Here is a 24,658-nt window from a genome sequence, read left to right on the forward strand (position 1 = left end):
ATGCAGTGGTTTTTTAAACTGGCCAGAGCTGTCGTTAGCTTTTTGCTGCCTATTGCCTTTCATGTTGAGTACGAGGGGTTGCATAATATCCCTCGAAGCGGTAAAGGCTACATTATGGCGAGCAACCATACCTCTTATCTCGACCCAGTGGTGTTGGTGCTGCGGCTAAAGCCGTGGGTGCGCTATATGGCAAAAGAGGAGCTTATGCACATTTCGGGCCTAACATGGCTGTTTCGTTGGCTGGGTATTGTTCCGGTTGCCCGCGGGGCGGGGGATATGTCCGTGATTTCACACTGCGCAGAACTCACCCGCGAGGGTCATGTTTTGGGCATCTTTCCAGAGGGGACGCGGTTTCCGGCGGGGCAGCCGGGCAAGCCGAAGTCTGGTATGGCGCTAATTGCAAAGATGACACAGGCCGATGTATTGCCCTGTGCTGTTACATACGAGCGGCCGCTGCGCTTCCGCAGCCGTATCCGTGTGCGCTTTGGCTCGGTGGTACCCTATTCCGAGCTGGGGCTTGATGAAGATTCTCCGCGTGCCTTAAAGCGTGCGACCAAGCGCGTCTGGGAAGAAATTCTGGCACTGTTAGAGCTGGGGGGAGAGAACCATGCGGGCTAAAATCACGGTTGCTAAAACGGCGGGGTTCTGCTTTGGGGTGCAGCGAGCCGTCGATATGGTGCACAAGGCACTGGATTCAGGCGAGCAGGTTTGTACCTTAGGCCCACTGATTCATAACACCCAGTTTGTACAGGCGCTGGAGGACCAAGGCGTTACGGTAATCCATTCCATTGAAGATAATGCCGAGGGGCGCAGAGTCGTTATACGCTCGCACGGGGTCGCGGCCAAGATTTACGAACAGCTTGAGCGCGCGGGAATATCCTATACCGATGCGACCTGTCCGTTTGTCGCAAAAATTCACAAAATTGCAAGTTTAGTTGAACCGGACGCATTTTTGGTTATTGTCGGCGATCGAAACCACCCCGAAGTACAGGGAATTATGGGGCATTGCAGCGGGAGAGTTTTGGTGATTTCAAGCTGTGATGAACTTATAAATGATACAAATAAAGATATTTTGTCTAAAAACACAGTATATTTTGTAGCGCAGACAACTTTCAATAAAAATGAATGGGAAAATTGTATTCAGTCTGCAAAAAAAGTGTGTACAAATGCAAAAATATTTGATACAATATGTAATGCTACTTCCTTGCGTCAGCAGGAAGCGGCCAAGCTGGCATCGAGTTCTGACGTCATGCTGGTGATTGGCGGCCGGCACAGTTCAAATACGGTCAAGCTTGCAGAAATCTGTAGGCAATTTTGCAGGACAATTGCGATTGAAACTGCAGACGAGCTTGATCCAAAGGATTTTACCGGCATTTATTCTATCGGCATTACGGCGGGCGCGTCTACGCCTGCTTGCATAATTAAGGAGGTACACGAAACCATGAGTGAGATTTTGGAGAATCAGAATCAGGAAGAGCTTAGCTTTGAGGAGATGCTCAATCAGTTTTGTAAAAGTACATACAATGGGGAGAAGGTAACCGGTATTGTTACCAGTATCGAGCCTAACATGATCTCCGTTGATATCGGCACCAAGCATGCCGGTTATGTACCGCTGAATGAGCTTACCGACGATCCCACCGCAAAACCCGAGGACATTGTTAATAAGGGGGACGAGCTCGAACTCTTGGTTGTACGTGTCAACGATGTCGAGGGTACCGTGATGCTTTCTAAAAAGCGTCTTGACGCACAAGCCGGGTTTGAGAAAGTCATGGGCGCTGCTGACAGCGACGAGATTCTCGATGGCATCGTCACCGAGGTCATCAAGGGCGGCGTGTTGGCTCTGACCAACGGTGTTAAGGTGTTTATCCCTGCTTCGCAGGCGACTATGTCCCGCGGCGAGGAGCTTGAAGCTCTCCTGAGAAAGCCTGTTAAGTTTAAGATTCTTGAGGTCAATCGTCAGCGTCGCCGTGCGGTCGGTTCTATCCGTGCCGTATTGCGCGAGCAGAGAAAGGAACTCGAAGAGAAGTTCTGGACTGAGGTTGAGATTGGCAAGAAGTACAGCGGTGTTGTTAAGTCGCTGACCGATTACGGCGCTTTTGTTGATCTGGGCGGCGTAGACGGCATGATCCACATTTCTGAGTTGTCCTGGGGCAAGATCAAGCATCCTTCGCAGGTCGTTAAGGTCGGCGATGAGATCGAGGTTTATGTCAAGGATATTGATGCCGAAAAGAAGAAAATTTCGCTCGGCTATAAAAAAGATGAGGACAACCCTTGGACCATATTGGCTAAGAATTATGCTGTTGGGCAGACCGCCAAGGTTAAGATTGTCTCTCTGACTGCATTTGGCGCATTTGCTGAGCTGATCCCTGGAATTGACGGCCTGATTCACATTAGCCAGATTGCGCGTGAGCGCGTGGGCAAGCCTTCCGATGTTCTGTCGGTTGGACAAGAGGTTGATGTCAAGATCACTGAGCTTGATTTTGAGCGTCATAGAATCAGCCTTTCTATTAAGGCATTGCTTGAAGAGAATGCACCCGAAGAAGATTCGGCTGTCAACAGTGCTGAATAATCTGAATACCAAAAAGTTTAAAACGGGAAAGCAATTTGCTTTCCCGTTTATTTTTCATACTAAATTTGCGAATATCGTTTAATGAATTGCCAACAAGAGCGGTTTTGTGACTTTATTATGTTACATTAATGAAAAATTTGAAATAAATTAATAGAAAATGCAACCAACCAAAAGTTTTCCGTAGTTAATATATGAGGCCTTAAAACAACAGGAGAAGGAGGGGTAAAAGCTTGAATGACCGCGAAATAATTGCGCTATATTGGGAACGGTCTGAAGCGGCTGTTGAAGAAACAGAAAAGAAATACGGCAAGCTGTGTAGGCATATCGCCATGAACATTTTGCAAAATTCGCAGGATGTTGAAGAATGTATTAATGATACCTTTCTCGGCACATGGAATTCTATACCACCGCAAAAGCCGGCTGTACTTTCCGCTTATATCTGCAGAATAGCCCGTAACTGTGCATTGAAGAAATATCATTATAATAATTCGAAAAAGCGAAATAAACAGATTGAAATTTCTTTTACAGAACTTGAAGACTGTATTTCGCAAAATGCCAGTGAAGAAAATTCCTGTGAGACAGAGCTTTTAGCAAAAGCGATTAGTACGTTCCTGCGTACACTCAGCTATGAAAACAGGACCATATTTATGCGAAAATATTGGTTTTTCGACTCTATTTCTGATATTGCGAACCGCTTTTCAATGAGTGAGAGCAAGGTAAAGTCCATATTATTCAGAACAAGAGGCAAGCTTAAAGAATTTTTGATGAAAGAAGGAATCAATATATGAAAAATAATCGAATGACGACTGCTATTGGGATGGTTGACGATGATATAGTTAAAGAGTCTATCAAGGCCAAAGCCGTCCGCCGCAACTCCATTTGGCTGCGCATGGGTGTAGCGGCCGCTTGTGCCGCCTGCGTTTTAGGAATTGCCGGCATCGGTGCGTATGCCTATTATAAGCCCGCTTCATATGTCAGTTTGGATGTAAACCCTTCCATTGAATATTCGCTCAATGTCTTTGATCGGGTACTTTCGGTTAAGGGTGTAAATGATGATGGCGAGAATGTTCTGGAAGAATTCGGACTTAATAGATTACAGAACAAAGCGATTGATAAGGCTATCAGAGAAACGATCAATACGATAGCAAAGCTGGGATATTTTCCTGAGGATAGCGAAGGCGGTGTAGTTGTTGCCGTAGCGGACAATCAGGAAGAAAAGGCCGAGAAACTGTCTGAGAAGCTCAAAGAGATGATAGAGCAAATCGTCGAAGAAGAGGAGCTTGACGTAGAGGTTGAGACCATAGCTGTGGGCGAGGCGCGGGTCCAGGAGGCCAGAAGCTTAGGCGTTACGCCCGGAAAGCTCAACCTGGTTCAAAAGCTTCAAGAAAGTGCAGAAAATGCAGATGACATTGAAGTCGAAGAATGGTTGAACAAATCTGTTAAGGAGATTATGAAGCAAACAAAGGCGAACAAGGCTTTAAGCAAGGGTAAAGACACTGATGACGAAAAAAACTCTGATAAAAACTCAAAAAATAGTTCAGATAAAGTTCTCGACTCAGGCAAACCCAGTAACGCCGGTAATGCTAACAACCCCAACAAACCAGATAAAGACGACAAAAAAGACAAAGATGATTCAGATAAAAACAACTCCAATAATGGAAACAATGCAAATAAACCCGATAAAACGGACAAAAAAGATGATTCAAACAGTAACACAAACGGATCGAATAAAACTGAAAATTCCACTAATAACGGTCAAGCTAAAAAGCAGCAAACCGATACGGATAAAGACAATTCAGGCGATACAGAAGTAGATTCGGATAAAGGCAACAGCGCAGGAAAGTCTGATAATTCCAGCAATAATGGGCAGGCTAAAAAGGTGGAAAATAAAAACGATTCTGACGAGGAAAAAACCTCAAACAATGCGTCTGAAAAAAATTCGGACAAAAGCAACAGCTCAGGGAAATCCAACAGCTCTAGCAAAAGCAAGAACTCAAAAAAATAAGGTAAAATAATTTTGCCATAAAGCGGATTTAATTTTATATTATGTGTATATTGCAATTGGAGAAGGCGAAAATATAATAAGCTGCAATAAATGGCGCAGTTGAGCACACTTATTAATAGGATCGGAAAGCTTTACCGTATTTTTAAAACAATAAGAGGTAGAAACTTATGAAAAGAATTTTATCATTGGTACTTGCAGCCGCTTTTATGCTTTCAGCTACGGCCTGCGGTAGCCAGAAAAATGCTTCTGGAACTATTAAGGATGATAAGTCCATTCAGGATGTGCTTGATACTGTAGATGCTAAATTTAACGAAAAGTATGACTACGATTATGGCGCCATCGCTATGAAAATGCCAGTAGATGACAAGTACCTTTCGGATTTTGTGGATTTGGACACTTCAGCTTATGATGAATATGCAGGCGGTGTTTCAATGTCTATGACCAATTCCGACGCACTTTTTGCAATTAAGGCCAAAGAGGGCAAGGTGGATGTCGTCAAACAGGCGTTGGAAAAGCGACTCGCCGATCTGACTGCTCAATATGAGTTTTATGGCGTTAACGGCTCTTATGACCGTGCAAAAGCGGGCGAGGTGTACGTTAAGGGAAACTATGTGTTTTTAATCGTCGTTGGAATTTTGCCTTCTCAATCTGACGAGAGTGCAGATTTTGCTGCCGATGTGCAACTGACCAAAGACACCATCGACAGCATGTTTAACGCTTAAATAAAATCCTTGATGTTTTAAAGCGTTTCTGTTAAATTATTAGCTGGAAACTTTGTCCGGCTTATGCGCTGAAAAGCCTTCGCAGCCGAATCTGCGGAGGCTTTTCATGCTGTTATAGTGACAACTGCTTTATGCTATAAGCACAAAACAAGTGCAGCGCAGCCTGGTTTTAATTCGACTTTTGGAGGAGCCTATGGTATTTTCCAGTATTCTGTTTTTGTTTTATTTCATGCCGGTGGCCTTTACGATATATTATCTTGCGCCTAAAAGGTGGAAAAACCTAACTTTGCTGATTTTGAGCTTGGTTTTCTATTCGTGGGGCGAAGTTCGCTATTTTCCCATCATGCTGGCGTCAATTATTGTTGATTACACCGCTTCTAACCGAATTGAGCACTTTACAGACAAAAAAGGAATGCGTCGGTTCTGGCTGATGGTCTCGGTGGTTTTTAACCTTGGAATGCTCGGCTTTTTTAAATATGCCGGTTTTTTTGCCCGCAATATCAATGCCGTCACCGGGCTGGGGCTGCCGGTGCTGGAATTGACGCTGCCGCTTGGTATCAGCTTTTATACTTTCCAGACTATGTCCTATACCATTGACGTCTACCGGGGCGACGTTAAAGCTGAACGCAATATCATCAACTTTGGTGCTTTTGTCGTGCTGTTCCCGCAGCTTATTGCGGGCCCCATCGTGCGCTATACCGATATTCAGCGCGAGCTGCGCGAACGTACAATCGATCTGGGGCAGATTTCGCTTGGAGCGCAAACCTTTATAATGGGTTTGGCCAGCAAGGTGCTCATTGCCAACAACGTCGGCGCATTGTGGACCGAGGTGGAGGCGATGGGATTTTCAGGCATCTCTACTCCGCTGGCGTGGTTAGCCATTTTAGCGTTTACATTACAGATCTATTTTGATTTTTCGGGTTATTCGCTTATGGCCATTGGTTTAGGACGGATGCTCGGCTTTGAATTCCCGCAAAACTTTAATTTTCCTTACATCTCAAAAAGTATGACCGAATTCTGGCGGCGCTGGCATATGACACTGGGGTCGTGGTTTCGACAGTATATGTACATTCCGATGGGCGGTAACCGCAAAGGTGCTATCAGAACGGTGTTTAATCTCTTTCTGGTCTGGGCCGCCACCGGTCTGTGGCATGGCGCTTCATGGAACTTTGTCCTTTGGGGACTTTACTTTTTCGTATTACTCATGCTCGAAAAGGCATTTTTACGCCCTGTGTTAGATAAGCATCCTGTTTTTGCTCGTGTTTATATGATTCCGTTAATTATGATTAGCTGGGCGATATTTGCAATAACCGACTTTGCACAGCTGGGGGTGTTTTTTGGCAGACTGTTTGCTTTTTCTGGTGGGCAGGATTGGCGTTACTTTTTGCGCAATTACGGCGTGACCTTTGTGCTGAGTATTCTGTTTTCAACCCCCGCGCTTAAAAAGCACTTTAGACAGCTCGAGCAAAACCGGGCTGCTGCCGCGTTTATTTATGGCGCGCTTTTGATCACTTCGGTTGCCTATCTGGTGGATGCAACCTATAATCCGTTTTTATATTTTAGATTTTAAGGGGGCGAAGTTGTGAAAGATTTAAAACGCTACCCTGTTATCATACTGTTGTTTGGTTTGATCGGCATTTTTTTCATTGCCAACCTCCTGGTACCTGCAAAAACGTTCTCTGAAATGGAAAACCGCTATCTAAACCAGTTGCCAAAGTTCTCGCTGAGTGCGATTATGGATAGCACCAGTAAGGGCTATGCACAAAAATTTGAACAGTATGCAAACGATCAGTTTGCACTGCGCGATCAGTGGATCTCGCTAAAATCGCGCTGTGAGGCACTGTTAGGTAAAACCGAGAATAACGGCATTGTTTACGGAAAAAAAGACTATCTCTTTGAAAAATACAGGACTTTCGACGCACAGCGGTTGGAAAAAAACCTTGGGTATCTGGAGGAATTTTCGGCGCTCAATCCGGATGTGAACAAATATATTATGATCGTACCGGGTTCTTATAATATATTAAGTGATCTGGTGCCTGTGGGACTTGGAAATATCGACCAATTGCCGCTGATTGAAGAGGTTAATAGTAGGTTGGCTAAAAGCGGCTATACCGGCGTGGATGTTTCCGCCAATTTGCTGGCGCACGCGGATGAGGATATTTACTACCGCACCGACCACCACTGGACAACGCAAGGCGCATGGTACGGTTATGAGCGCTTTGCACATGCCATGGGGCTGGCCGCCATCATACCGCAACAGCCTTTGGCGCAAAGCGCTGAGGGTTTTTGGGGCACCTATTATAGCAAGGCCAAAAAGTATGATGCTATGGCGGATACAATCACATGGTACGATCTGCCGGTGAACGGCGTTACGATTGACGGCGAGGCGTTCGATTCGATGTATGACATGTCGGCGCTGGACACAAGGGATAAATATGCGTTGTTTTTGCACGCCAATAACGGTGTGACGGTGATTAAAAACGACAGTGCCCCCGAAGGTGCCGTTATGGTCATCAAAGATTCTTACGCCAACTGCTTTGTGCCTTTTCTGACTCAGAATTTCCACAAGGTGGTTGTTGTTGATTTGCGATCGTTGCCAAAGGGTGTCAACGAGCTGGTGAAGACCGAACAGATACGGAACGTACTAGTGCTATACAGTTTTTCAAACCTATCCAGTGATGCCAATTTACCAAGAATACGCTATTGAGTATATTAAAACAGACCTTCTCCAAAATAGGAGAGGGTCTGTTTTGCAAATTGCTTATAATAAGCAGGTCATAAGTGGTTTTAATATGGGGTGTTTAGTGGCAGGCTCTTTTCGTATAGAAGATAGGCGTCTACTAAATGTGTTGGCTCAGAGCGGCCGTCTCCCACGGCGCCAATGGTGATGATGGCGCGGGTTACCCCCTCGTATTCGCCGACGCTGGCAAGGCAAAGCTGCGCTTCTTCAGTGTAGCCAGTTTTAGCGCCGATGATAGGTTCGGCCTCCCGTTGAAGCTGCTGAATTCGCGGCGTGAGGGTGGAGGTCAAACGCAACCCTTGCGGATGCTGCGCGGTTGTTGTGGTGGTATAGCTAAAGGTCGAAAATGCCTTGGTGAAGTTGTCATTTTTAAGCGCTGCCGTCAAAAGCAGCGAGAGGTCGTAAACCGTCGTATAGTGATCAGGGTCGTGCAGACCAGTTACGTTGGTAAAATGGCTGTTAGTCATGCCAAGCGCATGCGCGCGGTCGTTCATCATGGTGATGCAATCCGCTTGCGAACCGGCAGCCACACGCGCCAACGCACGGGCAGCCTCGGCACCCGACGGCAGTAGTGTGGCGTAAAGCAGGTCGCGCGCTGTAACCGTTTCGCCCATTGTGAAACCGGCCATAGCAGCGTTTTGCTCATAAAGCCCGGCATAATCAGCATATTCCAATGTGACCGATGCGTCCAAGTCGTCGATCTGTTCGACGGCAACCAACGCCGTCATCACCTTGGTCAGCGAAGCAGGATATGCTCTTTCATGCGCATTCTTGGCAAAGAGAATATGACCATCGGCAGGATCAAACAGAATAGCGTTGCTGCTTATTAACGGCAAACCGCCGTTTGTGCGGCCTGCGCCTACGGCCGGTGACACCGGCGCAGCGGCGGTCAGAGGTTCGGAATCAGGTGGCTTTATCACGGTTGAACGCCAGAAGGCCGCGAGAGCGCAGGACACCAATACAAAATAGATAGCTAAAGTCAGAAATAATCGAAAGTTTTTCTTTTTGCCACGTCGTAGTTTTTTCACGATAATTCCTCGATTTTTTATAATTCGGTACCAGTATATCAGAAATCAAACACTAAAACAAATTTGAATACCACGAACGGTGTTAGTACTGCCATCTGATTAAAATAGATGTTGCGACAGATTTCCCCGTCCTGTGTTTTCTTTATTTTAGGCGGATGACAGCCCACTCAACTTTTCGAAATCCGCTTTTTCTGTCTCTGTTTTTATGCCAAGCTTAGTGTTAAACATGGTTTGTATATTTCTTTTAACCTTGGGAAAACTTTCTTTCAACGGTTACGTAACACACAAGGAGGTGGTATTGTGATTAACAAGCTGGCATTGCTGCTGGTAATCATCGGCGCGCTCAATTGGGGACTGATCGGGTTGTTTGAGCTGGATGCCGTCGCATGGTTGTTTGGCACCCAGGGTGCATTGGGCAGTAGAATTGTCTATACGTTGGTCGCGGTTGCGGGCGTTTGGTGCATTTCGCTACTGTTTACAGAACCGCAAAACAAGAGAATTGGTCACTGATGGGAAATTACGTCATTCTTTTACGTAGTCACGATTATAGAAGAGAGTAAAAAACACTTTATTTTCTGGGACCGTTTATCAATTATTTTTTAGCTAGGCGCAGTAATGGTGTCTTGCAGGCGACAAAACGGGCATTCGTGCCCGTTTTTTGCTGTCAAAGCCATCTTTGTTGATGTTAGAGAAATTTGCAGTGGCTTAGGTTGTGGGATATGTCCTCATTATTCGGCGAGAGCGTGTATCAGATCGGTCAGCTCTCGGGTGGCGGTATAGCCCGCCTGAATGCAATCGGACATCAGCGAGAATGTGAACAGTCCAGCATCTTCTGGTAATTTTGGACGGATGAGTAGCCGCTCGCCCCGAACGGTACAGTCACGCAGCCTGCGGCTCATAGCTGAAAGGGAATGCGAGGCAATTTCAAAAATTCCTTCACCGTTGACGGGGGCGTAGTTCTCCGAGATATCGACGGCGATGATGTTGGGTGCGTCGCAGGCCAGCAACAGATTCACCGGCAGGTTGTCGGTCACGCCGCCATCCACCAAAACGCCGCTCATCGAGGTGGGCGGTGCAAAAATAACCGGTACACAGCAGCTGGCGTAGATGGCTTCATATAAGAGTACGTCATGCTCCCACCGGACGTTTGAAAGCGTGTGTATCGGTTTACGCTGAGAAAAGGCGACGGTTTCACCGCTGCTTAAATCGACGCTGGCGATGCAAACAGGCAGCCGAACCTGTGACAGGGCGCACCCCTTTGTCAACTGCCGAAGCATCGAACGCAACCGTTCCCCTTTGAGCAGGCCTGACAGGGTGATGGGGCGCCGCCGGGCCAGTTGGCCTACCGCACCGGCGATGCCCAACACATTAAAATCAATTAGCTTTTCACCGTTTTGTTCCAGTTCACGGCAAATTTTAATCAACTGATCCGGTGTGTAGCCATAAGCGTATAAACCGGCTACAATAGCGCCTGCGCTGCTGCCGGATACGGCACATGGTGTTAGATCGGCTTCCTGAAGAGCGGCCAAAACCCCCACGTGTGCAGCGCCGCGGCATCCGCCGCCTGAGAGTGCAAGTGAAAACGACATGACAATCCCCCAGTTTTACAAAATGACAGATGAAAAGCGCGGTAAAATATGCTATACTTATCTTCTAAATTATCTTATGCCGGTTTTGCCGATCCTACGCCACAGTGCGGGGGTGAAAGGAGCAGATATGGAGCAAATGCAACTTGTGCTGACCATCGTGGCTGCCGTTGCCTCGGTGGCCGCTTTTATCGGGGCAATGTCCGCGGCGTCGCGGGCCAACAATTTGAGCCGCCAGCACCGTGAAGAAAACGAGGCGCTGCGACGCGAATTTGCCGAACAGATGCGCAGTATGCGTCAGGAGATGACCCAGTCGTTACAGTCTACTATAGCAGCGCTTGGGCAGACACTATCAGAGTCGCAACGGCGTTCGGGCGACCTGCAGGATAAGCGCCTGGCGGAATTAAATGAACAGCTGACATTGCGAAACGACATGCTGCAAAAGACAGTACATGAGCAGCTTTTTCGCATTGAAGGCAGAATAGAAACCTTCACGAACCAGTCATCAAAACGCCTTGAGGAGGTGCGAGCCACTGTAGAGCAGCGTCTGGAAGTACTGCGCGCCGACAATACCAAGCAGCTAGATCAAATGCGCCAGACAGTGGACGAAAAGCTGCAAAAGACACTCAACGAGCGTTTGGCACAGTCCTTTGCACAGGTGTCTGAGCGGCTTGAGCAGGTTTATAAAGGATTGGGTGAGATGCAGACGCTCGCCAACGGCGTGGGCGACCTAAAAAAAGTACTTTCTAATGTTAAGACCCGCGGCATTTTGGGCGAAATTCAGCTTGGCGCAATTTTGGAGCAGATTTTATCCCCTGAGCAGTACGAAGCCAACGTATCCACTAAAAAGGGTAGCAACACCGTTGTGGAATACGCGGTCAAGCTACCGGGCGACGGTGAGAACGGCGTTTGGTTGCCGATAGATGCAAAGTTCCCGGGCGACGTTTACGCGGCGCTGATGGACGCTTACGAAAGTGCTGTCCCAGACCGCATTGCCGCTGCGGGTAAGGAGCTTGAGCAACGCATGAAGGGCTGCGCCAAGGATATTCGCGACAAGTATATCGACCCGCCCAACACCACCGATTTTGCCATCATGTTTTTGCCGTTTGAGGGGCTATATGCTGAAGTGGTACGGCGCGGTATGGTCGAGACGCTTTCGCGCGATTTCCGCGTGAACATTGCGGGGCCGACTACGATGGCGGCGCTGCTAAACAGCCTTCAAATGGGCTTTCAGACTTTGGCGATACAAAAGCGTTCCGGCGAGGTATGGCAGGTGCTGGGTGCTGTCAAGACAGAGTTTTCGAACTTTAACGATATCCTGCGTAAAGCACAGGATCGCCTGAGGCTGGCCAATGATGATCTCGATAAGCTGATCGGCACCCGCACCCGCGCGATTGAACGCAAGTTGCGCGGTGTACAGGCGGTGCCGCTTTCAGCGGGGGAGGAGCTTAAGCTGCTTACCGAGCGGGCAGAGGAGTTTGAGACAGTATGAGAGACCCCAATCAGATTAGAACTTACCATGGTATCAATATGGACCCTTTTAATCCCAAACCTTCAGATATTCGCATTGAGGATATTGCACACGCTTTGGCTATGCTGTGCCGTGCAAATGGTCATATCAGCCATTTTTATTCGGTGGCTCAGCACTGCCTCAACTGCGAGCAGGAGGCGCAAGCCCGCGGTCTGGATACTCGTGTACGACTGTTTTGTCTGCTGCATGACGCCACCGAATGCTATGTCTCTGATCTGACAAGGCCGGTCAAGCGCCATTTCCCGCTGTATTATGAGGCGGAGGGGGCGCTGGCTGGGGTGATTTATGACACACTTTGCCAAGTACGACCCACACCGGAGGAGCACAAGCTAATTGGAGCTGTTGATGACTGCCTTTTATACCATGAATTTTTAGCGCTCTGCGGTGTCAGAATGTTTGATGACGAGCCCCGCCGCTTGGGCGCGCTGTGCTTTGACGAGTCGCGCATCGAAATGGTTCGGGAGCAGTATATCGACCGTTATCGTCAACTTTACAGTGCGCTGACGACAGAAAACGGGGGATGATTTTTTGGCACAGGCAAAAACAAACGCTCAGCGCATGCTGGAAAAAGAGAAGCTACCCTATATGGGGCATACCTATGACACGCAGGATGGTTTGCTCGACGGTGTTTCAGTCGCCGACAAAGTGGGCATGCCGGTGGAAATGGTTTTTAAAACGCTGGTTACCCGCGGCGCATCTAAGAATATTTTTGTATTTGTCGTGCCTGTGGCGCTGGAACTAAATCTTAAAGCGGCTGCCAAATCGGTGGGAGAAAAATCGGTCGAGATGGTGCATGTCAAGGAAATTACTTCGCTGACAGGCTATGTCAAGGGCGGTTGTTCGCCGATCGGTATGAAAAAACGGTATACCACCGTTGTGGATATTTCGGCACAAACGCAAGAGACTATCGTTGTCAGCGCGGGGCGCATCGGCGATCAGATTGAGCTGGCCCCGGCACATCTTGAGCAAGTGACGGGCTGCCGCTTTGCGGATATCACCATAAAGACGTGATTACAACCTGTTTGATCCACTGGGCTTGGTCCCGGTTTAAAAAATATCTTGTGGAGGACATTATGGTTACAATAACAATGGAAAACGGCGGACAGATCAAGCTGGAGCTTTCCCCTGAGCACGCCCCGATTACGGTTGCAAACTTTGAGAAGTTGGTTAAGGAAGGATTCTACGACGGCCTGATCTTTCACCGCGTTATCCGCGGCTTTATGATTCAGGGCGGTTGCCCCAATGGTACCGGCACAGGGGGACCTGGCCATCAGATCAAGGGCGAGTTCGCCATGAATGGCGTTAAGAATCCGATTAAGCACACTAGGGGCGTTATTTCGATGGCGCGCAGCCAAAACCCCGATTCCGCTGGTTCGCAGTTCTTCATTATGCACGAGGATGCACCACATCTCGATGGGCAGTATGCCGCATTTGGCAAAGTGGTGGAGGGCATGGATGTTGTTGACGCAATCGCCGGTGTCAAAGTCGATTTTTCTGATCGTCCCAAAACTGAACAGAAAATTAAAAGTATCACGATTGAATAAGAATCGTCCTGATTTTATGGCCGCCTTGGGAAGACCCTTGGCGGCTTCTGTTTTTATTATAAGGGGACTGAATAGTAGCGCGTCATGGTTAAAAGGTTGGGCAGCAAAAATTATCAGGGATTCAGATATTTTGACAGTGCAGTAAAACGGGATTATCACCAAAAGATGCCGGGAGAATCGCAATGTTTTTAACATAAAATAGGTATTGAATTATAAAGAGCTTTCTGATAAAATTGACAACGGTATATATAGGTGTATATACACATCGTTGCCGACTGAGGAGAAAGTTTATGGAATACCTAAAAAAGCTACTCAACAAAATATTTATCGACGGGCTTTCCGGCATGGCGCTGGGCCTCTTTTCAACGTTGATCGTGGGCACTATCATACAGCAGATCGGGTTGTTCATAGGAGGGAACTTAGGCGGCACACTTGTTGTTTTGAGCAAGATTGCCGCGTCACTTACAGGCGCTGGCATCGGCTGCGGTGTGGCCTATAAGTTTAAGGAGCCGCCGCTTGTCGTGCTTTCCGCTGCGACAGCGGGCATGGTTGGTGCGTTTGCGGCAAAAATTGCAGCCGGAACGGTTTTCGTTGATGGCGTCATCCATTTTGCAGGCCCCGGCGAACCGCTTGGTGCTTTTATTGCGGCCTATGCTGGCATTGCGCTCGGGCATATTGTGTCTGGCAAGACGAAGGTCGACATTCTTGTGACGCCAATTGTTTCAATTATTTTTGGCTCCAGCGTTGGTCTGGTTGCTGGCCCGCCTATTTCTGCGTTTATGGCCTGGGTGGGTGGTATCATCAACTGGGGTACAGAGCAGCAGCCTATTTTGATGGGCATTATCGTCTCGGTACTGATGGGTGTGCTTCTGACGCTGCCGATCAGCTCAGCTGCCGTTGGTATTGTGCTAAATCTTTCTGGTATTGCTGCCGGTGCGGCCACTGTGGGCTGCTGCGCCAATATGGTGGGCTTTGCTGTGGCCAGCTACCGCGAAAACAAGCTTGGTGGTTTGCTTGCGCAGGGGCTGGGAACCAGCATGCTACAAATACCAAACATTGTTAAAAAACCGATGATATGGATGCCTGCAATTGTTAGCAGCGCGGTTCTAGGCCCGATTTCCACCAAGCTATTGGGCATGACTAGCAACGCGACCGGCTCCGGGATGGGTACCGCGGGTCTGGTTGGACCGATTATGGCTTATCAGACCATGAGCCCGATCATCGGAAGTGGAACCGCGTTACTTCAGATTGCGGTTATGTACTTTATTCTGCCTGCGGCGCTGTCGTTGATGGTTTCAGAATTTATGCGCAAAAAGGGCTGGATTAAACTAGGGGATATGAAGCTGGATGTCTAAGTGAAACGGGATCCAGATCAGACTATATATTCAGGTTCCGGTAATTAAAACTAAAAGACTACATGGGAGTGGAGGCAAACTGTCTCCACTCTTTTTCTCCAATGTTAGGAGCATATAAATTTTGCTGTATGGCTGATGGACATTCAGTGTAAAATAGAGGTAAATAACCCATTAAATTGGGTGTTTATTTATGTTTCAGGGGAGTTTTTGCAGCACAATACACAAATAAAATATATGATACTTGTCAAATTAATATAAATGAAGTATACTTAAAAATAGTAAAAAAAGTTAGGGGGATAAATATGCTTGATACTTTGGAACAACTGCACGAAAAAAAAGGATTCCTCTGCGATATGGACGGTGTTATCTACCACGGCAACCGTTTACTACCCGGTGTAAAAGAATTTGTTGAATGGCTTTATGCCGCCGAGAAGAGCTTTTTATTCTTAACTAATTCCAGTGAGAGAAGCCCGCTGGAGCTTAAACAGAAGCTTGCGCGCATGGGGCTGGATGTCGATGAAAGCCACTTTTATACCAGTGCGCTAGCAACCGCTAAATTTTTAAGTCGGCAGGCACCGGGGTGTACGGCTTATATCATTGGTGCGCCAGGTTTGTTTAATGCCCTTTACGATGTGGGAATTACCATGAACGATGTCAACCCCGACTATGTTGTCGTGGGTGAGACGCGCAACTATAATTACGAAAGCATCCTCAAGGCGGTGTCACTGGTGCGCGCGGGTGCAAAGCTCATTGGCACCAACACTGACCTGACCGGCCCGTCTGAGAACGGACTTATTCCTGCGTGTCGGGCGCTGGTAGCCCCGATTGAAATGGCGACCGGAAAAAGTGCCTATTTTGTTGGCAAACCCAACCCGCTGATGATGCGCACTGGCTTAAAGCTACTGGGATGTCATTCTAACGAGGCGGTTATGGTAGGCGATCGCATGGATACCGATATTGTTGCAGGCATGGAGACGGGGCTAGACACCGTTTTGGTGCTTAGCGGCGTCACTGACATAGATGAGATGAAAAAGTTCCCTTACCGCCCGACCTACATTCTAGATGGTGTGCGGGATATTCCGCCGATGCCTGAAAAGGCTCAGAAATAATTTCTGGCGTTTCTGCAAACAATGCCAAAGGCTTTGATCACCAGGCGAAAATGTAGAAAAGATAGAGAAAAAATTAAAAACGTCTTGCATTGTCACTGGCTTTGTGATAATATATTCAGGCATGTAGTCGCCGTGTTCCCTTTGCGGCGGGATTTCATGTCGGTGAAGAGCCGGAATGAAAAGCTGACAGTCCTCTGCCGTTTGTGATCCAAGCGGGAATGAATGTCTGTTACAAACTAAGGAGGAAAATTTTCATGGACGCATTAAAGCATTTTTCTAACGCTTGCCTGAAGGAGAAGCCCCCTGTATTTAATGTGGGCGATACCATCCGCGTAGGCGTTCGTATCAAGGAAGGCGAGAAATCTCGTGTACAGGCCTTTGAGGGCACTGTTATCGCCAAGAAGCACGGTGGCATTCAGGAGACCTTTACGGTTCGCCGTATGTCCCACGGTGTTGGTGTTGAGCGTGTTTTCCCGTTGCATTCTCCGGTTGTTGAGACTGTTGAGGTTGTCCGCCAGGGTCGAGTACGCCGCGGCAAGCTTTATTATCTCAGAGACCGTGTTGGCAAGGCGACCCGTGTCAAGGAAGTCAGAAGATAATAGTGATTTATTCAAAAAGGGACCGTGTGTCCCTTTTTGTTTTTTATACGCTTATTATTTTAAAAGCAAAGAGAGACAATATTAAGGCCATAGATGTTAAGCGCTCAGATGGTTGAAATATTAATCAATCTAAATTATTTATATAAAATTAGCATTAAAGTCTTTTTTGGAGGCGTTGTATGCAAGAGCAAACAAACGGCAGAGTTCCGGAGCTAGAAACGGAAAACGTGCAGGCTACATCGGCACCATCGCGCCGTGATCGCATCTTCAAGGAGTTGTACGAGTGGGTTGAAAGTGCGGTGCTTGCAGTTGTTTTTGTTGTGCTGCTGTTCACTTTTGTCGCCCGAACTTCGGTTGTCAGCGGTGAATCAATGATCCAGACGTTGCACAATGGCGATATGCTGGTCATTTCTCGTCTGGGTTTTTCGGCGGATCCCGGCGATATCGTGGTGGCAACCAAGCCTTATTACGCCAATGAACCGATCGTTAAGCGTGTGATTGCCACTGGTGGGCAGAGCGTGGATATCGATTTCACGGAGGGTATTGTGTATGTCAACGGAGAAGCGCTTGATGAGCGCTATACTAATACACCAACCAACCGACAGTATGATATGGACTTTCCTATTACCGTACCGGAGGGCTATTTGTTTTTAATGGGGGATAACCGCAACGGTTCGCTTGACAGCCGTTCGACCGAAATTGGGCTGGTGGACGAGCGGTATGTCCTTGGAAAGGCCTATTTGCGGGTGCTTCCATTTTCGTCGCTAGGCAAGCTTTATAATTGATATTCCATTAAAGACGATATAAGCGGTTCGGTTTCCGTTTTGTAAGCCGGACTTTAAGTGTTTTAATATTAGCATTATCAATAAACAGGAGGAAAACCGTGGCTGAACAACAAGGTAAAACGATACAGTGGTTTCCGGGGCATATGGCAAAGACCCGGCGATTAATTCGTGAGAATATCAAGCTGGTCGACGCCATTGTCGAGCTACGCGATGCTAGAATTGTGCGCGCCAGCCGCAACCCTGAGATAGAGTCATTGACCAAAAACAAACCGCGTCTCATATTGCTCAACAAGTCCGACGTCGCGGACGAGCAGGTGACCCGTGCGTGGTGTGAGTTTTTTCAAAAGAAAAATCTTGCCGTGCTGGCGGCGGATTGCCGTAGCGGGCGCGGATTAAAGCAGCTGGAGCCGATGCTCAAAGAAGTCTGCGCCGAACGTATCGCACAAAACAACCGACGCGGCATGACCAGCCGACCGCTGACGTTGATGATTGTCGGCATACCCAACGTTGGAAAATCGTCGCTGATCAACCGGCTGGCGGGTGCAAAGCGCACAAAGGTCGAAGACCGCCCGGGTGTTACGCGTGGCCGTCAGTGGGTTAAGCTTAATGGTGGTATGGAGCTTTTGGACATGCCCGGCGTACTTTGGCCCAAGTTTGAAGATCAGCGGGTCGGTCGTTATCTGGCCTACACGGGTGCTATCCGCGACCAGATTATGGACACCGAGGATCTGGCTTGTAGTCTTCTGGAGCTGCTTGCAGTGCGTTATACAAAGGCGTTATGTGAGCGTTACCGCTTTGAGCTTGATGACATTGTAGAAAAAAGCGGCTATGACCTCTTGTGTCTGCTGGCGCAAAAGCGTGCGATGCTGGTTTCCGGTGGTGAACCGGATACTTTGCGCGCCTCCATTATGCTGCTGGATGAATTCCGCGGCGGAAAGATTGGACGTATTTCGCTGGAGACACCGGAGGATATTCGACGTGACTATCGTTAAAGAAAAGCCTAACCTTTATGAAATGGAAAATGCACTGCACGAAAGAGGCCTAACCCTGATCTGTGGCATTGACGAAGCGGGAAGGGGACCGCTGGTCGGCCCGGTCTGTGCGGCGGCGGTTATACTGCCGCAAGGGCTGGTCATTGACGATTTGAACGACTCAAAAAAACTGACTGAGAAAAAACGCGATGCGCTTTACGATGTCATTATTGAAAAGGCTGTTTCGTGGGCGGTCGGGTTAGCGACACCGCAGGAGATTGACGAGTTTAATATTTTGCAGGCAACCTATCTCGCGATGCGCCGTGCAGTGGATGGGCTTGCCTGTGTCCCGGACTATGTGCTGGTGGATGGCAATGGTGATCCGCATCTTTCGATATCCACTGAGACGGTGGTTAAGGGAGACAGCCGGGCAGCTTGTATAGCAGCGGCATCGGTGTTGGCCAAAGTCACCCGAGATCGTCTGCTGACTTCACTGGGCGAGCAATACCCACAATACGGCTTTGAAAAACATAAAGGTTACCCCACCAAGGCACATTATGAGGCGATTGCGAAGAATGGTGTCACACCGGAGCATCGCCAATCCTTTTTAAAAACGTTACATAAACATATTTAAGCCGATACGAACATATAACCGCAAGGCGGGTGAATATATGACACAAAATGGGGCGCTCGGTGAACAGTTCGCCGCAGAATATCTGAAAAAGCAAGGGTACCGTATTTTGCAGACCAATTTTAATACCCGCTTTGGCGAAATTGATATCATTGCGCAGAAGGGTGATATTCTGGCCTTTGTGGAGGTTAAAACACGCGCTGCAAGCATGTTGGCCACTCCAGCGGAGGCTGTAACCCCAGCTAAACAAAAAAAATTGATTAAGGCGACGTTGCAGTATCTGCAGACGCACCCCAATGATTTGCAGCCCCGATTTGACGTCATATCAATTATTACCGAGTCTAAAAGCGGCTTTGCTGTTATGGATATTATGCATCTGACCGATGCATTTGAGGCTACAACGCAACAATTTTAATGAACACAGGGGGCCTTGCGGCTGACCCGAAAGGATGGAAGATTATGCAATACACCAGCACAAGAGATAAAACACTTTCGGTATCCTCATCCTTTGCAATCGCCAACGGCATTTCGCCGGAGGGAGGGCTTTACGTTCCCGGTGCTTTACCGAGCGTGGATAAGGCATGGCTGACTGATCTGCTCGAAAAGGAATATCCCGATCGTGCCGAGCAGGTGCTTTCTCTGTTTTTAACCGATTTCACCGCGGAGGAGCTGCGCTCGGCTGTTACCGGCGCTTACACCAACGGGGTGTATGAAGAGGATTGGGCGGCACCGCTTTCCGATTTGTCGGATGGACGATTTGTGTTGGAACTTTGGCATGGCCCCACCTGTGCCTTTAAGGATATGGCGCTGCAATTGCTGCCGCGATTGATGGTACCCGCCGCAAAGCGCGCACTGGATGGCAAGCAGATCATGATTCTGGTGGCGACCTCCGGCGATACCGGCAAGGCGGCGTTGGAGGGCTTTTGCGATGTCAAGGGCATCAAGATTGCTGTTTTTTACCCCAATGAAGGCGTCAGCCCGATGCAGCAGCTGCAGATGGCGACGCAGCGGGGAGAAAACGTGGCGGTTTATGCGATCGAAGGTAATTTTGATAACGCGCAGACCGAGGTTAAAAAGATTTTTACCAACAAGCAAATCATTGAGCGCTTGGCAGCGCACAACACGGTGTTTTCTTCGGCCAACTCCATCAACTGGGGACGCCTTGTGCCGCAGATTGTCTACTATTTCTCGGCCTATGCCGACATGGTTGGATGCGAGTGCATCAAGCAGGGTGACCCGGTAAACTTTGTTGTGCCCACTGGAAACTTCGGTAACATTCTGGCGGGTTATTACGCCAAGAAGATGGGGCTGCCGGTTAATAAACTGATTTGCGCATCCAACAGCAATAACGTGCTGACCGATTTTATTAATGATGGTGTCTATGACGCCAACCGCGAATTTTTCACCACTCTTTCTCCCTCGATGGATATTCTCGTTTCGTCCAACCTTGAGCGCCTGCTGTTTGAGCTGACCGATCGTGACAGCGACCGTGTGCGCGATATGATGGAGAAGCTTTCTACTGAGCGCCGCTATGCGATTGACGACGGAATGAAGACGCGTCTGACTGAGGATTTCTGGGGCGGTTATATTGATGATGCAAGATGTGAGACCGTCATTAAAAAGACGCTGGAGGACGTCGGTTATCTTGTCGACCCCCATACTGCTGTTGCGTTGGGTGTTTATGATGACTATAAGGCGGCCACTGGTGATACGCTGCCAACAGTTATTGTTTCAACCGCTTCTCCCTTCAAATTTGCCGGAAGCGTGCTCAAAGCGTTGGGTGTTGCACAACCAGCTGACGAGTTTGCAGCGGTACGAATGCTTGCAAAAAATACCGGCGTGCCGGTTCCCGAAAGTATTGAAGCGCTTGAAAACAAAAAAATCCGGTTTTCAAAGGTCATTCTGCCCAGCAAAATGCCGGAGGAGATCGAGGCGTTTGCCTCTAACATCAAATAGCCTGTTTTGGTATTAAAACTGCCGTGGCAATGCCATAAAAACGTCGGGCGTTCAAAACCGCATCAACGGTAACTGAACGCTCGACATCAATCGCCCGAAGCAGAGAAAGCCTCGGTTATACTGCCTGATAGCCGGATTTATACGGCGTTTTTGGCCGGAATGTGGCGCACTGTGTTTCGCCGCTGCAGCTTGCTGTACAGCTGTTGGCGGCGGCCGTACCCACTTCTACCGTAGGAGCGGTGCAATGACAAAGATCATCATTATAAGCGCAGTTGACAACATCGCAATAAATGTTATTTTTGTGTTCGCTTTCGCGCATGAATTTCACCTCCTTAAATCAGGCTAAAAACAGTATCTGCCGCGCGGTTTAGATTATTCCAACAGGAGGCCATATGTCAATTTTTACGATGGGTGATCTTCATCTTTCTATTGCCTGTAATAAACCGATGGATATTTTTCCTGGGTGGAAAAATTATGTTGAAGAAATAACAGAAAATTGGAAGTCTCAAGTGTCGGATTCAGATACTGTTGTACTGGCTGGAGATATTTCCTGGGGAATGACGCTGCAGGAAGCCGCCGCCGACTTTGAATATATTGAGGCACTTCCTGGCAAAAAGGTGATTTTAAAGGGGAATCATGACTATTGGTGGAACAGCCGCCGCAAGATGGAGGCTTTTTTTGAAAGCCGGGGTTTAAGTACGTTGTCGATTCTCCATAATAGCTGTGTTGCGGTCGGCGATATTGCCATCTGTGGTACCCGGGGCTGGATGCTGGAGGACTCAACCCCGCACGACCAGAAGGTGACCGCGCGCGAAGAGGGCAGGTTGAAAGCCTCGCTGGAGGCTGCCAAGCCGACGGGGCTAGAGCCGGTCGTCTTCTTGCACTATCCGCCGGTTTTCGGCAATGGTATCTCAGGTGGCATCATCGATTTGCTGCGGGAGTACGGTGTTAAACGCTGCTTTTATGGTCATTTACACGGTGCGGCCTGCGCGCAGGCCTTTGAGGGGAAATATCTCGGTATTGAATTTGCGCTTGTGTCTGCCGACCATCTCAGATTCTGCCTGAAAAGGCTTTGAATTCATAAGTTTTTAATAGTATTTTTGTTAAAATTGTGATATAATGCTAAGATGTAAATGTATACAAACAGGAGGAAGAAATTAATGTCTCTGGTATCATCTAAAAAGGTGGAAACCAACCGTGCAGAGCTCACCGTTGAGGTCAAGGGCGAGCAGTTTGCGCAGGCTGTTGAGGCCGCTTACCGCAAGAATATGAAAAGCATTACCGTCCCTGGCTTTCGCAAGGGCAAGGCACCTCGTGCCATGGTTGAAAAGCTCTATGGCAAGGGCATGTTCCTTGACGAGGCGATGAATGCACTGTACCCCGCCGCCTACTCCGAGGCTGTGGACGAAGCAGGCATTACGCCGGTCGATTCCGCTGAAGTTGAAGTGCTCAGCGCTGATGAAGAGGGCTTTACCTTCAAAGCAACCGTGACCACCAGACCGGTTGCGACACTTGGCAAGTACAAGGGTCTTTCGGTTGATAAAACCGTTCCTCCTGTAACCGAAGAGCAGATTGAAGAGCAGATTGCGCAGATGCGTGAAAAATATGCCCGTGTTATCACCGTTGAGGGACGCGCAGCTCAGGAAGGCGACATTGCCGAAATTGACTTTGAGGGCTTTTCTGACGGCGTTGCCTTTGAGGGCGGCAAGGGTGAGAAATATCCGCTCACCTTGGGCTCTGGTAGCTTTATCCCCGGCTTTGAGGAGCAGATTGTGGGCAAAAATATCGGCGACGAGTTTGATGTCAACGTCACCTTCCCCGAGGGATATGGTGAAAGCAGCCTAGCAGGCAAGCCCGCCTTATTCAAGGTGAAGCTCAACGATCTCAAAGAACGCGAGCTGCCCGAAGTGGACGATGAATTCGCTAAAGATATCAGCGAATTTGACACCATCGCTGCCTATAAGGAAGATATTAAAAAGCGCTTGACTGAGGCTGCACAAAGCAAAGCCGAAGCCGAGGTTGAAAACAAGCTGCTTGAGCAGGTTGTTGCCGATATGACCGTTGAAATTCCCGATTGCATGATCGAAAACCGTATCAACGAACTGGTGCAGGATTTTGGCATGAGAATGAGCCAGCAGGGTCTGAGCATTCAGGACTTCATGCGCTATACCGGTGAAACCGAAGAGAAGTTCCGCGAGACCTTCCGTACCCAGGCTGAGAATCAGGTCAAGACCCGCTTGGCGATGGAGGCGATTGCCGCTGCTGAGAACATCGTGCCTGACGAAAAGGACATTGCTGACGAGTATCAGAAGCTTGCTGAGCATTACCACATGGACATTGAGAAGATCCGTGGCGCTATCAGAGAAAAAGAGCTTGTGGCTGATATTGCCTGCCGCAAGGCACTTGAGACAGTCACTGAAAGTGCTGCTGTTACCGTTGTGGAAGCAGCTACAGCTGAGCCCAAAGCTGAGGAAAAGGTCGCGCAAAAGCCCAAGGCCGCCAAGAAGACCACCAAGAAGGCAGCTGACGACGGTGCAGAAGCGCCCAAGCCCAAGAGAACCCGAAAGGCCAAGGCTGACACTGAAGCCGAATAAGGTTTTCACACCTCATAAACTTTACAGTAAGGACGCCTGAAAACCCGTGCAAACATACGGTTCTCGTACAAAAGAATAGACATCATTGCGGTCAAAAATTCGTTTATCGGTGGCATTAAAGGCCGTGGGCACCAGCCCGCTGGCCTTCCCACCTTTGCAGGACAAATCTCTGCACAAGCTTTGTTGTCTCTTTGATAGGAGAACAGTATAAAAACGGCGTTGGCCGTTTTGATGCCGGGTTTTTAAGTGTTTTGTGCTGTAGCTTTTATACATAATAACAGGAGGTGTTTTTATTATGGCACTAGTTCCAACCGTTATAGAACAAACCAACCGCGGTGAACGCGCATATGACATTTTTTCTCGTTTGTTAAACGACCGCATTATTATGCTTTGTGATGAGGTCAACGATACTACCGCAAGTTTGGTGGTCGCACAACTGTTATTCTTAGAGGGGCAGGACCCCGATAAGGATATTCATCTGTATATTAACTCGCCGGGTGGCTCAGTTACCGCCGGTATGGCGATCTATGATACTATGAACTATATTAAGTGCGACGTCTCAACTATATGCGTAGGTCTTGCGGCCTCGATGGGTGCATTTTTGCTTTCTTCGGGCGCCAAGGGCAAGCGTATTGCGCTACCGAATGCCGAGATTATGATTCACCAGCCCTTGGGTGGTGCCAAGGGTCAGGCGAGTGATATTAAAATTCATGCCGAGTGGATCATCAAGATCAAAAATCGCCTCAACCGCATGATGAGCGAGCAGACCGGCCAGCCGTTAGAAGTCATTGAGCGCGACACTGAGCGCGATAACTTTATGTCCGCCTCTGAGGCGCAAGCCTACGGTCTGATTGACAAAGTAATCGCCCGGCGCTAAATTGAGCGCCAAGGGTGGCATTAGCGTCGCCCAATACCACTTTAGTTAGGAGAACG

Annotated in this window: 26 protein-coding genes; 23 read left to right on the forward strand and 3 right to left on the reverse strand. The window is 48.4% G+C overall.

What is annotated here, in order from left to right; translation table 11 throughout:
- The 7 genes from RBH76_01245 (at nucleotide 1) to RBH76_01275 (ending at nucleotide 8,003) form a co-directional block, all read left to right on the forward strand.
- A complete protein-coding gene (locus RBH76_01245; protein ID WMJ84077.1) occupies nucleotides 1-618 on the forward strand; it encodes a lysophospholipid acyltransferase family protein in 618 nt (205 codons plus the stop codon).
- Nucleotides 608-2,569 (forward strand): bifunctional 4-hydroxy-3-methylbut-2-enyl diphosphate reductase/30S ribosomal protein S1, encoded by a 1,962-nt coding sequence (locus RBH76_01250; GenBank protein WMJ84078.1) that lies wholly within the window; start codon nucleotides 608-610, stop codon nucleotides 2,567-2,569. The genes RBH76_01245 and RBH76_01250 overlap by 11 nt, the downstream gene beginning before the upstream one ends.
- 230 nt (nucleotides 2,570-2,799) lie before the next feature.
- Entirely contained in the window at nucleotides 2,800-3,357 is a 558-nt protein-coding gene (locus RBH76_01255) for a sigma-70 family RNA polymerase sigma factor (protein WMJ84079.1), read from the forward strand.
- On the forward strand, nucleotides 3,354-4,574 hold the full coding sequence (locus RBH76_01260) for a hypothetical protein (GenBank protein WMJ84080.1): 1,221 nt from the start codon (nucleotides 3,354-3,356) through the stop codon (nucleotides 4,572-4,574). The genes RBH76_01255 and RBH76_01260 overlap by 4 nt, the downstream gene beginning before the upstream one ends.
- A 167-nt stretch (nucleotides 4,575-4,741) precedes the next feature.
- Nucleotides 4,742-5,296 (forward strand): DUF4358 domain-containing protein, encoded by a 555-nt coding sequence (locus RBH76_01265; GenBank protein ID WMJ84081.1) that lies wholly within the window; start codon nucleotides 4,742-4,744, stop codon nucleotides 5,294-5,296.
- A 193-nt stretch (nucleotides 5,297-5,489) separates the two neighbouring features.
- Nucleotides 5,490-6,866, forward strand: coding sequence for an MBOAT family O-acyltransferase (locus RBH76_01270; protein WMJ84082.1), 1,377 nt, complete (start codon nucleotides 5,490-5,492; stop codon nucleotides 6,864-6,866).
- 12 nt (nucleotides 6,867-6,878) lie between these two features.
- Nucleotides 6,879-8,003 carry a DHHW family protein gene (locus tag RBH76_01275; protein ID WMJ84083.1) on the forward strand — a complete coding sequence of 375 codons (1,125 nt, stop codon included), beginning with the start codon at nucleotides 6,879-6,881 and terminating at the stop codon, nucleotides 8,001-8,003.
- Between the two features lie 80 nt (nucleotides 8,004-8,083).
- Here the strand turns inward: RBH76_01275 and RBH76_01280 are convergent, their stop codons facing one another.
- Entirely contained in the window at nucleotides 8,084-9,064 is a 981-nt protein-coding gene (locus RBH76_01280; GenBank protein WMJ84084.1) for a serine hydrolase, read from the reverse strand.
- Between the two features lie 300 nt (nucleotides 9,065-9,364).
- On the opposite strand from RBH76_01280, the gene RBH76_01285 reads away from it, so the two are divergent.
- Nucleotides 9,365-9,574 carry a DUF378 domain-containing protein gene (locus RBH76_01285; GenBank protein WMJ84085.1) on the forward strand — a complete coding sequence of 70 codons (210 nt, stop codon included), beginning with the start codon at nucleotides 9,365-9,367 and terminating at the stop codon, nucleotides 9,572-9,574.
- A gap of 218 nt (nucleotides 9,575-9,792) precedes the next feature.
- Here the strand turns inward: RBH76_01285 and RBH76_01290 are convergent, their stop codons facing one another.
- Nucleotides 9,793-10,653: a patatin-like phospholipase family protein gene (locus RBH76_01290; GenBank protein ID WMJ84086.1), complete on the reverse strand. Its 861-nt coding sequence runs from the start codon at nucleotides 10,651-10,653 to the stop codon at nucleotides 9,793-9,795.
- A gap of 127 nt (nucleotides 10,654-10,780) precedes the next feature.
- Between RBH76_01290 and rmuC the strand changes: the two genes are divergently transcribed.
- The 12 genes from rmuC (at nucleotide 10,781) to thrC (ending at nucleotide 21,131) form a co-directional block, all read left to right on the forward strand.
- Complete coding sequence (gene rmuC / locus RBH76_01295; protein WMJ84087.1) at nucleotides 10,781-12,142, forward strand: DNA recombination protein RmuC; 1,362 nt, start codon at nucleotides 10,781-10,783, stop codon at nucleotides 12,140-12,142.
- The gene (locus RBH76_01300; GenBank protein ID WMJ84088.1) at nucleotides 12,139-12,705 is read left to right on the forward strand and encodes a phosphohydrolase; all 567 of its coding nucleotides are present in this window, start codon (nucleotides 12,139-12,141) and stop codon (nucleotides 12,703-12,705) included. The genes rmuC and RBH76_01300 overlap by 4 nt, the downstream gene beginning before the upstream one ends.
- Before the next feature lie 4 nt (nucleotides 12,706-12,709).
- Complete coding sequence (gene ybaK / locus RBH76_01305) at nucleotides 12,710-13,192, forward strand: Cys-tRNA(Pro) deacylase (GenBank protein WMJ84089.1); 483 nt, start codon at nucleotides 12,710-12,712, stop codon at nucleotides 13,190-13,192.
- A gap of 62 nt (nucleotides 13,193-13,254) precedes the next feature.
- The gene (locus RBH76_01310; protein ID WMJ84090.1) at nucleotides 13,255-13,725 is read left to right on the forward strand and encodes a peptidylprolyl isomerase; all 471 of its coding nucleotides are present in this window, start codon (nucleotides 13,255-13,257) and stop codon (nucleotides 13,723-13,725) included.
- Between the two features lie 290 nt (nucleotides 13,726-14,015).
- Nucleotides 14,016-15,080 (forward strand): PTS sugar transporter subunit IIC, encoded by a 1,065-nt coding sequence (locus RBH76_01315; GenBank protein ID WMJ84091.1) that lies wholly within the window; start codon nucleotides 14,016-14,018, stop codon nucleotides 15,078-15,080.
- A gap of 302 nt (nucleotides 15,081-15,382) precedes the next feature.
- Entirely contained in the window at nucleotides 15,383-16,189 is an 807-nt protein-coding gene (locus RBH76_01320; GenBank protein WMJ84092.1) for an HAD-IIA family hydrolase, read from the forward strand.
- A gap of 254 nt (nucleotides 16,190-16,443) precedes the next feature.
- Entirely contained in the window at nucleotides 16,444-16,788 is a 345-nt protein-coding gene (rplS, locus tag RBH76_01325; protein WMJ84093.1) for a 50S ribosomal protein L19, read from the forward strand.
- Between the two features lie 179 nt (nucleotides 16,789-16,967).
- Nucleotides 16,968-17,573, forward strand: a complete 606-nt coding sequence (gene lepB / locus RBH76_01330) for a signal peptidase I (GenBank protein WMJ84094.1) — start codon at nucleotides 16,968-16,970, stop codon at nucleotides 17,571-17,573.
- 98 nt (nucleotides 17,574-17,671) lie between these two features.
- Nucleotides 17,672-18,565, forward strand: a complete 894-nt coding sequence (gene ylqF, locus RBH76_01335) for a ribosome biogenesis GTPase YlqF (protein WMJ84095.1) — start codon at nucleotides 17,672-17,674, stop codon at nucleotides 18,563-18,565.
- Nucleotides 18,552-19,178, forward strand: coding sequence for a ribonuclease HII (locus RBH76_01340; GenBank protein ID WMJ84096.1), 627 nt, complete (start codon nucleotides 18,552-18,554; stop codon nucleotides 19,176-19,178). The genes ylqF and RBH76_01340 overlap by 14 nt, the downstream gene beginning before the upstream one ends.
- 37 nt (nucleotides 19,179-19,215) lie before the next feature.
- Complete coding sequence (locus RBH76_01345) at nucleotides 19,216-19,590, forward strand: YraN family protein (protein WMJ84097.1); 375 nt, start codon at nucleotides 19,216-19,218, stop codon at nucleotides 19,588-19,590.
- A 44-nt stretch (nucleotides 19,591-19,634) separates the two neighbouring features.
- Nucleotides 19,635-21,131, forward strand: a complete 1,497-nt coding sequence (gene thrC, locus RBH76_01350) for a threonine synthase (protein ID WMJ84098.1) — start codon at nucleotides 19,635-19,637, stop codon at nucleotides 21,129-21,131.
- A gap of 115 nt (nucleotides 21,132-21,246) precedes the next feature.
- Here the strand turns inward: thrC and RBH76_01355 are convergent, their stop codons facing one another.
- A complete protein-coding gene (locus tag RBH76_01355; protein WMJ84099.1) occupies nucleotides 21,247-21,450 on the reverse strand; it encodes a DUF1540 domain-containing protein in 204 nt (67 codons plus the stop codon).
- Between the two features lie 73 nt (nucleotides 21,451-21,523).
- Between RBH76_01355 and RBH76_01360 the strand changes: the two genes are divergently transcribed.
- The 3 genes from RBH76_01360 to clpP all read left to right on the forward strand — a co-directional run bounded on the left by RBH76_01360 (nucleotide 21,524) and on the right by clpP (nucleotide 24,602).
- Complete coding sequence (locus RBH76_01360; protein ID WMJ84100.1) at nucleotides 21,524-22,207, forward strand: metallophosphoesterase; 684 nt, start codon at nucleotides 21,524-21,526, stop codon at nucleotides 22,205-22,207.
- A gap of 84 nt (nucleotides 22,208-22,291) precedes the next feature.
- Nucleotides 22,292-23,725, forward strand: a complete 1,434-nt coding sequence (gene tig / locus RBH76_01365; GenBank protein ID WMJ84101.1) for a trigger factor — start codon at nucleotides 22,292-22,294, stop codon at nucleotides 23,723-23,725.
- Between the two features lie 295 nt (nucleotides 23,726-24,020).
- Nucleotides 24,021-24,602 carry an ATP-dependent Clp endopeptidase proteolytic subunit ClpP gene (gene clpP, locus RBH76_01370; protein ID WMJ84102.1) on the forward strand — a complete coding sequence of 194 codons (582 nt, stop codon included), beginning with the start codon at nucleotides 24,021-24,023 and terminating at the stop codon, nucleotides 24,600-24,602.
- The last annotated feature ends 56 nt before the right edge of the window (nucleotides 24,603-24,658 follow it).

Source organism: Oscillospiraceae bacterium MB24-C1, from assembly GCA_030913685.1.
Taxonomy (GTDB): Bacteria; Bacillota; Clostridia; order Oscillospirales; family Ruminococcaceae; genus Yanshouia.

Coding starts and splice junctions, on each gene's coding strand:
- RBH76_01245 (WMJ84077.1), top strand. CDS start 1: ATGCAGTGGTTTTTTAAACTGGCCAGAGCTGTCGTTAGCTTTTTGCTG.
- RBH76_01300 (WMJ84088.1), top strand. CDS start 12,139: ATGAGAGACCCCAATCAGATTAGAACTTACCATGGTATCAATATGGAC.
- rplS (WMJ84093.1), top strand. CDS start 16,444: ATGGACGCATTAAAGCATTTTTCTAACGCTTGCCTGAAGGAGAAGCCC.
- RBH76_01265 (WMJ84081.1), top strand. CDS start 4,742: ATGAAAAGAATTTTATCATTGGTACTTGCAGCCGCTTTTATGCTTTCA.
- thrC (WMJ84098.1), top strand. CDS start 19,635: ATGCAATACACCAGCACAAGAGATAAAACACTTTCGGTATCCTCATCC.
- RBH76_01315 (WMJ84091.1), top strand. CDS start 14,016: ATGGAATACCTAAAAAAGCTACTCAACAAAATATTTATCGACGGGCTT.
- RBH76_01320 (WMJ84092.1), top strand. CDS start 15,383: ATGCTTGATACTTTGGAACAACTGCACGAAAAAAAAGGATTCCTCTGC.
- lepB (WMJ84094.1), top strand. CDS start 16,968: ATGCAAGAGCAAACAAACGGCAGAGTTCCGGAGCTAGAAACGGAAAAC.
- RBH76_01260 (WMJ84080.1), top strand. CDS start 3,354: ATGAAAAATAATCGAATGACGACTGCTATTGGGATGGTTGACGATGAT.
- RBH76_01310 (WMJ84090.1), top strand. CDS start 13,255: ATGGTTACAATAACAATGGAAAACGGCGGACAGATCAAGCTGGAGCTT.
- RBH76_01360 (WMJ84100.1), top strand. CDS start 21,524: ATGTCAATTTTTACGATGGGTGATCTTCATCTTTCTATTGCCTGTAAT.
- RBH76_01270 (WMJ84082.1), top strand. CDS start 5,490: ATGGTATTTTCCAGTATTCTGTTTTTGTTTTATTTCATGCCGGTGGCC.
- RBH76_01345 (WMJ84097.1), top strand. CDS start 19,216: ATGACACAAAATGGGGCGCTCGGTGAACAGTTCGCCGCAGAATATCTG.
- clpP (WMJ84102.1), top strand. CDS start 24,021: ATGGCACTAGTTCCAACCGTTATAGAACAAACCAACCGCGGTGAACGC.
- tig (WMJ84101.1), top strand. CDS start 22,292: ATGTCTCTGGTATCATCTAAAAAGGTGGAAACCAACCGTGCAGAGCTC.
- RBH76_01290 (WMJ84086.1), bottom strand. CDS start 10,653: ATGTCGTTTTCACTTGCACTCTCAGGCGGCGGATGCCGCGGCGCTGCA.
- RBH76_01250 (WMJ84078.1), top strand. CDS start 608: ATGCGGGCTAAAATCACGGTTGCTAAAACGGCGGGGTTCTGCTTTGGG.
- RBH76_01355 (WMJ84099.1), bottom strand. CDS start 21,450: ATGCGCGAAAGCGAACACAAAAATAACATTTATTGCGATGTTGTCAAC.
- rmuC (WMJ84087.1), top strand. CDS start 10,781: ATGGAGCAAATGCAACTTGTGCTGACCATCGTGGCTGCCGTTGCCTCG.